Below are 11515 nucleotides of genomic sequence, written 5' to 3'. Positions count from 1 at the left end.
TGAGACATGTGGACGAGGAGTGAGACGGCTGTGGACAGACGTCGGCCCCGGCGTCGGGTCGTCGAAAAGCCCGTGACGCAGGTCACGGAGGCGAAGAAAAAGAAAGAGTCGCGACGCGGACGCCGGGGAGGCGGCGTCAGCGACAGTCGATGTCGGCCACGCAGAGTGCGGTCACACCGATGAGCGCCAGCTCGATGGCTGCGCTCTCATGGACGGCGTGACGGGACCACATGCGCAGAAATATGAACGAACTTGCGGCTCATGTCAATGTGACGCAAGCGGTGCCTGTCAACTCCCGGGATAGGGCCAGGGGTTGGGCAGACAGTGGATTCCGTCATGGTCGAGGAACTTGGTCTGCTGCTGCATGACGGGAGCGAGTTCGCCGTTCTTCTGGCAGCTCACATGGCCGTGTCCGAGCCGGTGACCGACCTCATGATTGATCAACATCTGCCGGTAGGGGTAGATCTTGTCCCCATATGTCTTGCTGCCCTGTGCCCACCTGTATGCATTGATCATCACTCGTTCGGTGGAGGCTGAGTCGCAGGAGACGTTGTCCTCCGTGGTGTCCAGCCCGGACTTGGCGCACCACTTGGCGGTCGTACCGGGGCTCGCCAGCGTGATCACGAAGTCGGGTTTGCCGGAGGAGATCCGCTCGAAGGTACGGGCACCGCCGTGGGCCCAACTGCGCCGGTCGTTCAGGGTCTTCTGCACGGCATCGGCGAACAGCGCGCCGTCCAGCCCCATGCCCTGCTCGATGTCCACGCGGTAGGTGTACTTCCGCCCGGTGCCGGGCGCCTTGGCGAAACCGGGTACGGCCTCGAACTTCCCCGAGCCCTTCAGCGTGGCGCTGAGCGGGTACGTCCGGCCCATCTTCTGCTCGTACGACAGCGCGACCGTGCCGGCCGCGGCGGACGGGGCCTGGCCGCCCGGGGTGTGCGCGTCACCGGCCTGGTCGGGCGCGGACCGCGACTGCGTACCGCTGCCGTCCTGCGACTCGGCCACCTGCCCGGCGACGACCACCGCGAGCACGGTGGTGACGGCCGCCGCCGCGATACCGGTGAAGGCCCGCCCCTTGCCGCCGGAACGCTGCGCGGGCAGGCCGACGGCACGCTGTGCGGCCGGGGCGGAGGGAGGCGCGTCGTCGCCGTCCGTCTCCGGCGCGTCGGCCGGGTGCTCCTCGGTGGGGCGAGGTTCCGGGGCGCGGGGCGCGAAGACGTCGATGTCGTCATCGACGCCGGCTGTGCCGCCGCGTGCGTCGGTGAAGGCGTCGAGGTAGTCCTGCCGGGGCCCGGCTCCGGGACCCGTACCCGGCCCCGCGGGCCGCTGCCGCGGAAGCGCGACACCCGGCCCTGCCGCCCCCGCGAACTCACCCCAGCCACCACCGGCTTCCCACTGCTCGGGGTGCCCGCCACGCGCGGAAACCCCCTCATGCAGGCGGGGCACACCGCGCGCGGGCGTGGCGTCGGCAAACCTCGCAACACCGTGCGCGGGCGTGCCGTCGGGGAAACGGGGCACACCATGAGCCGGAGTGCCCCCAGGGAACCCCGGGACGCCATCAGCGGGAGTGCCGTCAGGAAACCTCTGGACGCCGTGCGCCGGAGTGCCGTCGGGCAGACGGGGCACGCCGCGCGCCGGAGTACCGTCCGGGAAACGCGCCACCCCGTGAGCCGGAGTGCCGTCGGGGAAACGCGGCACACCATGAGCCGGAGTGCCGTCAGGAAACCCCGGGACGCCGTGCGCTGGAGTGCCGTCGGGCAGACGGGGCACACCGCGCGCCGGAGTACCGTCCGGGAAACGCGCCACCCCGTGAGCCGGAGTGCCCCCGGGGAACCCCGGGACGCCATCAGCGGGAGTGCCGTCAGGAAACCCCGGCACACCAGGGGCCGGCATGGCGCCCATCGGCGCCTGTCGCTGCCCCGGCAGCAGCGGCGGCTGTCCGCCGCGCCCGCCAGCCGCACCGGGCGGCGGCACGGCGGCCCCCGGAGCACCCGGCGGACCCGTCACGCCCCCACGCCCCGGAGCGCCCGCCGGGCCAGGCATGCCTCCGCGTCCCGGAGCGCCCGCCGGGCCAGGCATGCCTCCGCGTCCCGGAGCACCGATCGGGCCCGGCACCCCGTCACGACCCGGCACCCCGTCACGCCACGGAGCGCCCACCGAACCCGGCGCACCCCCGCGCCCCGCAGCGCCCGGTGCCCCCGGGATGCGCCGGTCGTCGGCCGAGCGGGTGTCCCGCTGGCGTGGCGCGCGTTTGGCGGATATGTCCGCGGTGTCGTCCTTGGGGGCCGGACCGCGGCGGCTGTGGCGTCCCACGCGGGCCTCAGCTCCCCGGGCCCGGGACGGTGACGTCGGTGACGTCAGCGTCGGTGTCTGCGTCCGGGCCCGGCGCCCCGGCGTCCGCGAGGAGTTCACGGAACGCCGTAGCGACCACCTCGGGGTACTCCATCATCGCCACGTGCCCGGCATCCGGCAGGGACAGCAGGCGGGAGTCCCGGAAGGCGCGGGCCGCGCGGGAGGCCATGCGGTAGCCGACGAGCTGGTCGCGGCCGCCGTACACGAGCAGGGTCGGCGCGAGCACGCGCTCGGCCTGGCGCCACAGCCCGTGCTGTCCGCCGAGCGTGTAGGCGTCGACGATCCCGCGCGCGGAGCGGGCCATCGCGTCCCAGAAGTACGGCAGCTGCAGCCGCCGCTCCAGTTCCTCGACGGCGTCCTGGAAGGCCTCGGGCGACACGCGCGAGGGGTCGCCGTAGCAGAGCGCCATCACGCCGCGCACCCGCTGCTCGGCCGTCCACTCCTTGGTGAGCCGGGTGAACAGGGCGGCGACCCCGGGCACGCCGAGCAGCGCGGTCGGCGCCGCGGTGCGCTGGATGCGCAGCTCCGGCAGGGCGGGGGACACCAGCGTGAGCGTACGGACGAGGTCGGGTCGTACGGCGGCCACGCGCGTGGTGACCGCGCCGCCGAGCGAGTTGCCGAACAGATGGACCGGGCCGCGGCCGACCGCGTCGAGATAGCGGATCACCGCGCGCGCGTGCCCGTTGACGGAGTAGTTCCCGTCGTCCGGCGGCGGGGAGTCGCCGAAGCCCGGCAGATCGACCGCCTCGCTGTCCACGACACCGTCCAGCTCGGCCATGAGGGTCGACCAGTTCTGCGAGGAACCGCCGAGCCCGTGGACGTACAGCGCGCGCGGCAGGCCCTGCCGCGCGGGGCCGCGGGAACGGATCGCCAGGGTGGCTCCGGGCAGCCCCACGGACCGCAGCCGCTCGCCCTCACCGACCCGGACGGGCGCCGCCCCGGGAAGCACACTGGCGGCCGGCACGGACGGCGACTCGGTCGAAGACATGCGGCAATGTTACGAGGTGATCACGCCGAGGTTCGTGTGTCGGCCGTCACAGAATGCATCGAGAGTGACGGGGGACCCGGACAGTCGGGAGCGGATCGTACCCGACCGGCCGACAACGCCGAGACCGGTGGACAACGGTGAACACCGGCGGACAACGGAAACGAACGGACGAGACGGCATGGCGTCCGGATCAGGTCTCTCCTAGGCTCATACCGAGGGCACCCGCAGTGGCCCCTGCTGCTTCCGGGGACGTTCGTAGGAAGGGAGCCCACCATGGCCTATGACCCCACAGAGCCCGACGCGACCGAGGAGCCGGAGGTCGATCCGGCCGAGATCGACGTCGAGGCCCCCGAGGTGGACGCCGCGGAGCAGCACACCGACATCACGCCGGACCACGACGACCCGCTGACGGACGTGGACCCGGACCGGGCGAACGTGGCAGATCTGGTCGAACAGGCACGCGTGGTCTCGCTCGACGAGGACGACTACCGCTGACCTCGGGGCGGCCCCGCGGCCGCGCAACAGTCCGCGGCCGCTTTCGCCGCCGTCCGGTACGTGAAATTCTGCGCTCGCACCGCGCACACCACGGTTACCGAAAAGTACGATGGCCGCGCGGCCGACACCGCGAAATGGACGACTTTGGGAGGCGGCGTGACAGCCATCGAGCAAACTGAGGCGGCACGCCCGCGTGGCACCCGTCTGCCACGCCGCGCCCGACGGAACCAGCTGCTGGGCGCCGCCCAGGAGGTTTTCGTCGCGCAGGGTTATCACGCGGCGGCGATGGACGACATCGCCGAGCGGGCCGGCGTGAGCAAGCCGGTGCTCTACCAGCACTTCCCCGGCAAGCTCGACCTGTACCTCGCCCTGCTGGACCAGCACTGCGAGGCGCTGATCCAGTCCGTGCGCGGCGCGCTGGCATCCACGACCGACAACAAGCAGCGCGTCCGCGCCACCATGGACGCCTACTTCGCGTACGTCGAGGACGACGGCGGCGCCTTCCGGCTGGTCTTCGAGTCGGACCTGACGAACGAGCCCGCGGTCCGCGAGCGCGTCGACAAGGTCACGAACGAGTGCGCCGAGGCGATCTGCGAGGTCATCGCCGAAGACACGGGTCTGTCGCGGGCGGAGTCGATGCTGCTCGCCTCCGGCCTCGGCGGTCTCGCCCAGGTGGTGGCCCGCTCCTGGCTGCACAGCGACCGCAGCGTGCCGCGCGACCAGGCGGTGCAACTGCTGGCCTCACTGGCCTGGCGGGGCATCGCCGGCTTCCCGCTGCACGGCAGCGAGCACCACTGACGGCGAACCGACGACACACCACCGACGGCACCCCGCCGACGGCGTTTGTTCCCGCCCGCTGTTCGCTGACGGCGTTCCGGCCCGCAGCGTGTACGTCGCCTCACCGGACTAATGTGTGCTGCGTACGGCGCGGCAGATCGCGCACATCAGTGACCGTCGGAGGGACAAAGCCGTGGAGGTCAAGATCGGCGTGCAGCACGCGCCCCGCGAGATCGTTCTGGAGAGCGATCAGAGCGTCGAGGAGGTCGAGCGCCTGGTGTCCGAGGCGCTGTCCGGCAAGACGCAGCTGCTGAGCCTCCAGGACGAGAAGGGCCGCAAGGTCCTGGTGCCGACGGACCGCCTGGCGTACGTGGAGATCGGCGAGCCGACCGTGCGCAAGGTGGGATTCGGCGCGCTGTAGCCGGCCTCGCGAGAAGGGCCCGGCGGCACCTGGCCGCCGGGCCCTTCTGTGTGGACGTGCACACAGATGGCGCACAACTCATGCACAGCGGAGGATTGCAGTCCGCAGGTCACGGGTATGACGGGCTACGACCGTCAAGGGCAGCGTGCCGTGGGAGGGACCTCGAGATGATCCTGGAAGCGCTCGGATCCGCTGTGCTCGGTCTCGTCCTCGCCTGGGCGGCCGCATACCGCCTGTCCCACCGGCTGCCGGCCCGTCCGCTGGTGTACTCGACGGGTGTCGCCGGCGCCCTCTTCGGCGACTTCGTCACCCACACCGCCCTCGGCCCCGGCACCTCCTGGCCGAGCCTGCTGGGCGCCGCGATCATCTCCGCGGCCTCCCTGTCCCTGCTCCTGCGCCCGTCACCCCGCCTGCGCCGATCAGCCACGGCGTAGGGACGGCACCTTCGCAGCCGACACAAGGGTCAACACCCCCAGGGGCGCGGGGAACTGCACCGCCAGGGGCGCGGGGAACTGCGCGACCGGCCCGAACGGACCCGCAGCCGCACAACTCACCGCACCCACCCCCACCGAGCGCCCCCGCTCTCAGGCCGCCAGGCCCAGCGCAGCCATCCGCTTCGTGTGCGCCTCAGTGATCCGCGAGAACATCCGCCCGACCTCCGCGAGATCGAACCCGTCGGCCACGCCGCCCACGAGCATCGTCGACAGCGCGTCCCTGTCGGCGACAACCCGCTGGGACTGCGACAGCGCCTCGCCCATCAGCCGCCGCGCCCACAGCGCCAGCCGGCCGCCCACGCGCGGGTCGGCGTCGATGGCGGCCCGCACCTTCTCCACCGCGAACTCGGCGTGCCCGGTGTCGTCGAGAACGGCCAGAACCAGTTCCCGGGTGTCGGAGTCGAGCCGGGCCGCGACCTCCCGGTAGAAGTCGCTCGCGATCGAGTCGCCGACGTACGCCTTGACCAGGCCCTCCAGCCAGTCCGAGGGCGCGGTCTGCTTGTGGAAGCCGTCGAGCGCGGCGACGAACGGGTCCATCGCGGCCGTCGGCTCCTCGCCGATCTCGGTCAGCCGGTCCCGCAGCCGCTCGAAGTGATGGAACTCCGCCGAGGCCATCTTCGCCAGCTCCGCCTTGTCCCCGAGGGTCGGCGCCAGCTTCGCGTCCTCCGCGAGCCGCTCGAACGCCGCCAGTTCCCCGTACGCGAGCGCGCCGAGCAGATCCACGACCGCGGCGCGGTACTGCGGCTCGGCGGAGGCCTGCGCCCAGTCCTGGGCGGCGACGCCCGTGGGTGCTGCGGAGTCGTTCTCAGCCTTGTCAGAGCTAGTCATGAGGCGCACAATAGCCCGCTTGCGCGACCTCGGAAGGTCCTGGTGGATCAGTGTGACCACCATGACGTGACCAAATCGGCCATCGCATGTGCGCGATTCCGGGGTATGGTGGTAATGCGCCTGCCAGAGTGCATCGACACTGTTCGACGTCTCCCGACAGGGCGCATGTATGAGGATGCCCGGTCGTTGGCCCGATCGGCTCCGACCCGACAGCCCTCCCTGGCCGTACGGCGATGACCGTACGACGACAGGAGGGACCCTCAGCGGTACGAGCGCTAGAGCGTCGGCAGAGGTCCCGTGTCTTACGGCTTGCCCGAGTGGTTCGCCCGTACGGCAGCCGACGTCCCCGGCACGGTCAGTCATGACCCCCGCGCTCGCCTCGCACCGCGCACACAGAAGAGGCATGACCCTGACTACCACGTTTCGAGAACTCGGAATCCTTCCCGAGACCGCCGAGGCCCTGGAAGCCGTCGGCATCATCACTCCCTTCCCCATCCAGGAGATGACGCTCCCCGTCGCCCTGTCCGGCACGGATGTCATCGGCCAGGCGAAGACCGGCACCGGCAAGACGCTGGGCTTCGGTCTCCCGCTCCTTGAGCGCGTCACCGTCCCCGCCGACGTGGAGGCCGGCCGTGCCGCCCCCGAGGCCCTCACGGACGCCCCGCAGGCCCTCGTCGTCGTCCCCACACGCGAGCTGTGCACCCAGGTCACCAACGACCTGCTGACGGCCGGCAAGGTCCGTAACGTACGCGTGACGGCGATCTACGGCGGCCGGGCCTACGAGCCGCAGGTGGAGGCCCTGAAGAAGGGCGTCGACGTGGTCGTCGGCACCCCGGGCCGGCTGCTGGACCTCGCGGGCCAGAAGAAGCTGAACCTGAAGCACGTCAAGTGCCTGGTCCTCGACGAGGCCGACGAGATGCTCGACCTGGGCTTCCTGCCCGATGTCGAGAAGATCATCGACATGCTGCCGGTCAAGCGCCAGACCATGCTGTTCTCGGCGACCATGCCGGGCGCGGTCATCGGCCTCGCGCGCCGCTACATGTCCCGGCCCACCCACATCCGCGCCACCGCGCCGGACGACGAGGGCGCGACGGTCGCGAACATCAAGCAGTTCGTGTACCGCGGTCACTCCATGGACAAGCCGGAGATGGTCGCCCGCATCCTGCAGGCCGACGGCCGCGGGCTCGCGATGATCTTCTGCCGCACCAAGCGCACGGCCGCCGACATCGCCGAGCAGCTGCAGCGCCGCGGTTTCGCCTCCGGCGCGGTCCACGGCGACCTCGGCCAGGGCGCCCGTGAGCAGGCGCTGCGCGCGTTCCGCAACGGCAAGGTCGACGTCCTGGTCTGCACCGACGTGGCCGCGCGCGGTATCGACGTCGAGGGTGTGACCCACGTCGTCAACTACCAGTCCCCCGAGGACGAGAAGACGTATCTGCACCGCATCGGCCGTACGGGCCGCGCGGGCGCGAAGGGTACGGCGATCACGTTCGTCGACTGGGACGACATCCCGCGCTGGCAGCTGATCAACAAGGCGCTGGAGCTGGACTTCAACGACCCGGTGGAGACGTACTCCACCTCCCCGCACCTGTTCTCCGACCTCGGCATCCCCGCCGGCACGAAGGGCATCCTGCCGCGCTCGGAGCGGACCCGGGCGGGCCTTGCGGCGGAGGAGCTGGAGGACCTCGGCGAGACCGGCGGGCGTGGCGCTCGCGGCCGGGGCCGCGGTGACCGCGGCGGCCGTGGCGAGTCCGCTGCCGCCCCGGCCGAGCGCGAGCGTCCGTCCCGTACGCCGCGCCGCCGTCGCCGCACGCGCGGTGGCTCTCCGCTGGAGGCCACCACCGACGCCCCGGTCGCTACGACCGCCCCGGCGCCGGCCGCCGAGTCCGGCCTGGCGGAGGAGTCCCCCGCGGCACCCCGCGCCCTGCGCCGCCGTCGGCGTACGCGCGGCGGAGCGTCGGCGGAGCCGGTGCCCGTCACCGCCGAGGCCAGCGAGGCCGCCGTCGAGACGGTGGACACGGTGGAGGCCCCGGCCGCGCCGGACACCCTGGAGAAGCCGCGCCGCCGCCGCACCCGCAAGTCGGCGGAGCCGACGGCGCCGGTCGTCGAGACCGTGGCCGAGACGGCCGTGACGCCGGTGGAGACCGTGCCGGTGGCGGAGGCCGTGACCGCGGAAGCGCCGGAGGCCAAGCCGCGCCGCCGCACCCGCAAGACGGCCGCGTCCGCCGCGGAGACGGCCGTCGAGACGGCCGAGACCGCCGAGACCGTGGCTGAGCCCGCCCCGGCGACCAAGCCGCGCCGCACGCGCAAGGCAACGGCAGCCGCCGAGGCCGCCGTGGACACGGCCGAGGCCACGGAGGCCAAGCCGCGTCGCACCCGCAAGGCCGCTGCCGCCACGGAGCCCGCCGAGACCCCCGAAGCCGAGGCCAAGCCCCGCCGCACCCGCAAGACGGCCGCCGCTGCCGAAGCCGCCGCGGACACCGCCGAAGGCACGGAGGCCAAGCCGCGCCGCACCCGCAAGGCCGCAGCCGCTGCCCCGGAGGCGACGGAAACCCCCGAGGCCGAGGCCAAGCCGCGCCGCACCCGCAAGGCCGCTGCCGCCACGGAGCCCGCCGAGACCCCCGAGGCCGAGGCCAAGCCCCGCCGCACCCGCAAGACGGCCGCCGCTGCCGAAGCCGCCGCGGACACCGCCGAAGGCACGGAGGCCAAGCCGCGCCGCACCCGCAAGGCCGCAGCAACCGCCGAGGCGGCCCCCGAAGCCGAGGCCAAGCCCCGCCGCACCCGGAAGACGGCCGCCGCCGTCGCCGACGCGGACGGTGCCGCCGAGGTGGCCGCGCCCAAGGTGCGGCGGACCCGCAAGGCCGTCGCCGAAGCGGCCGGTGCCGGGATTCCGGCGCAGGCCACCGAGGAGCCGGAGGCCAAGCCGCGTCGCCGTGCCCGCAAGGCCGCGGCGGCCGTCGAGGTCACCGAAGGCTGATCCGGCACCCCGCGTCACGAACGGCCCGGCCCACTCCCTGTGGGCCGGGCCGTCGCACGTCCGGCACGCCGGCGTCCCACGCCCCCAGCCCCGCAGGCCGCCCCGGCGCGGTGCTACCCCCTGCCTCCTCCCAGGTGTTCGTGGCCGCCCGATAGCCTCTCCCCATGAGCAGGCCCTCCACCTTTGTCCCGCCGCCCGGTGCCCGTGCGTACGCGCTGCGGACCACGCGCGGCGAGTTCGCCGTCGTCGACGCTCCCGTGGCCGACGGTGTCGAGCCCCGGGGTGTCGCGCTGTTGCTGCCGGGGTTCACCGGGAGCAAGGAGGACTTCAATCCGCTGCATGTGCCGCTCGCGCGGCGCGGATACCGGACCGTGGCCGTCGACGGGCGCGGCCAGTACGAGTCGGACGGACCCGAGACCGATGAATCCGCTTACGCACAGCGGGAGTTGGCGCGGGACGTGGTGGCACAGGCCGAGGCGCTCGGGCAGCCGGTGCATCTGCTGGGTCACTCCCTCGGCGGGCAGATCTCACGCGCGGCCGTCCTGCTCGACCACGCCCCCTTCCGCTCGCTGACGCTCATGGCCTCCGGTCCCGCGCAGATCTCGGAGTCCCAGCAGCAGCGCGTGAAGCTGCTGCGGGACGCGCTCGGGGTGATGGACATGGCGGACGTGTGGGACGCGATCCAGGCGATGGAGACGCCCGAGGAGACCGAGACGCCGGCGCTCGACGACGGTCTCGACGACCGGGACGACCTGCGGCGCCGCTGGCTGGGCACCACGCCCGCCCAACTCAACGCCACCGGGCGCCAGTTGTGCACGGAACCGGACCGCGTCGCGGAACTCGCCGCCGTACCGCTGCCGTTCCACGTCCTGTCGGGCTCGCGGGACGACACCTGGCCGGTGCCCCTGCTGGACGAGATGGCGGTACGGCTGGACGCGCGGCGGACGGTGATCGAGAACGCCGAGCACTCCCCCAACACCGACCAGCCCCTGGCCACGGCCCGCGCGATCGCCGACTTCTGGGACACCGCCGGCACAGAGCGCTAGGGCGTGTTGCGAAAGTCCCGCCTGCCGCCCTCCGGGCAGACGACGGGACTTCGCAACACGCCCTAGTACTGGCCCTGCAGATGGCCCCAGAAGCCGTCCCTGAGGGCGCGGCGGAGGTCTGCCTGGCCGCGCAGGGAGTACTGGAGCAGGCTCTCGGCCTCGACCAGCAGGTCCTGGTCGACGGAGCCGGGGAGGTAGGGGTGGCCGGGGAGGAGGTCGGCCAGGGCCTCGCGGCCCCGCGCGGCCAGCCATTTCGCGGCGATCTGGGCGCCGACGAAGCGGACGTCCTCGCGGCTGGGGCGGGTGCCGGCGGTGGCCTCGTAGGCGGCGGCCGTGCGGCGGGAGACGTACGGCTTGAAGAAGTCGAGGTCGAGGGTGCGCTGGCTGTCGACCTCCCAGAGGAGGGGTTCCGCCTGGTTGCGGCCCTCTGGGGCCTCGATGCCCCAGAGGTGGACCCGGGCGCCGTACCCCTGCGCCGCCTCGACCGCCGAGACCAGGTCCTCGTCGCCGCCGAGGAGTGCCGCGTCGCTGATGGCGCGGTGCCGGGCGAGGGATTCCAGATCGCTGCGGATCAGTGAGTCGACGCCCTTCTGCTGGTTGTTCGCGTTGAGGTTGCCCAGGCGGACCTTGACGTCGGGCAGTTCGGCGATGGTCTGCTGCTCGGCGGTGTGGATGCGCCGGCGGGCGCCGTCGTACCAGTACACGCGCAGCAGGCGGCTGTCCGCGAAGACCGAGCGGGCCCGGTCGATGAGTGCCTCGATCAGGCCTTCGGCGTCCAGGTCGAAGGCGCGCCGGTCCTCGGTACCGGCGACGAGTCGGCCGGCGGCGGCGTACAGATACCCCGCGTCGACGAAGATCGCGTGGGTGGAGGGCGTCTTCGCCACCTCGGCGAGCATGCGTTCCAGCAGCTCGTTGGTGTGGTCGATGCGGGCGCCCAGGGCCGCCAGGTCGTCGTTCATCGCCTCCATTGTCCCGGTGGTCACGCTGCGAACACAACCGGTCCCGGTTGGCCCCGCCGACGATGCTTACCGGTCAGTAATTAGCCGTTCGAAAAATTTCTTTAGCGTAGGGAATGTTTGTAACCTGCAGCTCGTTGACTACACACGAGGCCGGAGACAGCTCCGGCACACCGAGTAGTTCTCC

At 72.4% G+C, this 11515-nt stretch carries 11 protein-coding genes; 6 read left to right on the top strand and 5 right to left on the bottom strand.

What is annotated here, in order from left to right:
• Positions 1-136: 136 nt before the first annotated feature.
• The 3 genes from IE277_RS49540 to IE277_RS18235 all read right to left on the bottom strand — a co-directional run bounded on the left by IE277_RS49540 (position 137) and on the right by IE277_RS18235 (position 3337).
• Positions 137-232, bottom strand: coding sequence for an Ms4533A family Cys-rich leader peptide (locus IE277_RS49540; protein ID WP_373310809.1), 96 nt, complete (start codon positions 230-232; stop codon positions 137-139).
• Positions 233-288: 56 nt separating this feature from the next.
• On the bottom strand, positions 289-1659 hold the full coding sequence (locus IE277_RS18240; protein WP_229881728.1) for a DUF3152 domain-containing protein: 1371 nt from the start codon (positions 1657-1659) through the stop codon (positions 289-291).
• Positions 1660-2317: 658 nt separating this feature from the next.
• Positions 2318-3337, bottom strand: coding sequence for an alpha/beta fold hydrolase (locus IE277_RS18235; protein WP_229881726.1), 1020 nt, complete (start codon positions 3335-3337; stop codon positions 2318-2320).
• Between the two features lie 273 nt (positions 3338-3610).
• On the opposite strand from IE277_RS18235, the gene IE277_RS18230 reads away from it, so the two are divergent.
• The 4 genes from IE277_RS18230 (at position 3611) to IE277_RS18215 (ending at position 5464) form a co-directional block, all read left to right on the top strand.
• The gene (locus IE277_RS18230) at positions 3611-3832 is read left to right on the top strand and encodes an Rv3202a family protein (protein ID WP_189953682.1); all 222 of its coding nucleotides are present in this window, start codon (positions 3611-3613) and stop codon (positions 3830-3832) included.
• 156 nt (positions 3833-3988) lie between these two features.
• Complete coding sequence (locus IE277_RS18225; protein WP_189953680.1) at positions 3989-4630, top strand: TetR/AcrR family transcriptional regulator; 642 nt, start codon at positions 3989-3991, stop codon at positions 4628-4630.
• Between the two features lie 172 nt (positions 4631-4802).
• Positions 4803-5030 carry a DUF3107 domain-containing protein gene (locus tag IE277_RS18220; RefSeq protein WP_189953678.1) on the top strand — a complete coding sequence of 76 codons (228 nt, stop codon included), beginning with the start codon at positions 4803-4805 and terminating at the stop codon, positions 5028-5030.
• 167 nt (positions 5031-5197) lie between these two features.
• Positions 5198-5464, top strand: a complete 267-nt coding sequence (locus IE277_RS18215; protein WP_189953676.1) for a hypothetical protein — start codon at positions 5198-5200, stop codon at positions 5462-5464.
• A 150-nt stretch (positions 5465-5614) separates the two neighbouring features.
• Here IE277_RS18215 and IE277_RS18210 read toward each other — a convergent pair whose 3' ends face one another.
• On the bottom strand, positions 5615-6352 hold the full coding sequence (locus tag IE277_RS18210; protein WP_189953673.1) for a ferritin-like fold-containing protein: 738 nt from the start codon (positions 6350-6352) through the stop codon (positions 5615-5617).
• 403 nt (positions 6353-6755) lie between these two features.
• Between IE277_RS18210 and IE277_RS18205 the strand changes: the two genes are divergently transcribed.
• Together IE277_RS18205 and IE277_RS18200 are read left to right on the top strand one after the other, a co-directional pair.
• Positions 6756-9326, top strand: coding sequence for a DEAD/DEAH box helicase (locus IE277_RS18205; RefSeq protein ID WP_229881723.1), 2571 nt, complete (start codon positions 6756-6758; stop codon positions 9324-9326).
• Positions 9327-9490: 164 nt separating this feature from the next.
• Positions 9491-10372 (top strand): alpha/beta fold hydrolase, encoded by an 882-nt coding sequence (locus IE277_RS18200; RefSeq protein ID WP_189953671.1) that lies wholly within the window; start codon positions 9491-9493, stop codon positions 10370-10372.
• Positions 10373-10434: 62 nt separating this feature from the next.
• Here the strand turns inward: IE277_RS18200 and IE277_RS18195 are convergent, their stop codons facing one another.
• Positions 10435-11340: an NYN domain-containing protein gene (locus IE277_RS18195; protein ID WP_189953904.1), complete on the bottom strand. Its 906-nt coding sequence runs from the start codon at positions 11338-11340 to the stop codon at positions 10435-10437.
• Positions 11341-11515 lie beyond the last annotated feature (175 nt).

Source organism: Streptomyces alanosinicus, from assembly GCF_014650595.1.
GTDB lineage: Bacteria > Actinomycetota > Actinomycetes > Streptomycetales > Streptomycetaceae > Streptomyces > Streptomyces alanosinicus.
Note: the sequence above shows the minus strand (reverse complement) of the source record. Positions and strands in the feature narration are given on the sequence as shown.

Excerpts from the sequence above, each read along its gene's own strand:
- IE277_RS49540 (WP_373310809.1), bottom strand. The coding sequence starts at position 232 with ATGTGGTCCCGTCACGCCGTCCATGAGAGCGCAGCCATCGAGCTGGCG.
- IE277_RS18205 (WP_229881723.1), top strand. The coding sequence starts at position 6,756 with ATGACCCTGACTACCACGTTTCGAGAACTCGGAATCCTTCCCGAGACC.
- IE277_RS18215 (WP_189953676.1), top strand. The coding sequence starts at position 5,198 with ATGATCCTGGAAGCGCTCGGATCCGCTGTGCTCGGTCTCGTCCTCGCC.
- IE277_RS18230 (WP_189953682.1), top strand. The coding sequence starts at position 3,611 with ATGGCCTATGACCCCACAGAGCCCGACGCGACCGAGGAGCCGGAGGTC.
- IE277_RS18210 (WP_189953673.1), bottom strand. The coding sequence starts at position 6,352 with ATGACTAGCTCTGACAAGGCTGAGAACGACTCCGCAGCACCCACGGGC.
- IE277_RS18195 (WP_189953904.1), bottom strand. The coding sequence starts at position 11,340 with ATGGAGGCGATGAACGACGACCTGGCGGCCCTGGGCGCCCGCATCGAC.
- IE277_RS18235 (WP_229881726.1), bottom strand. The coding sequence starts at position 3,337 with ATGTCTTCGACCGAGTCGCCGTCCGTGCCGGCCGCCAGTGTGCTTCCC.
- IE277_RS18200 (WP_189953671.1), top strand. The coding sequence starts at position 9,491 with ATGAGCAGGCCCTCCACCTTTGTCCCGCCGCCCGGTGCCCGTGCGTAC.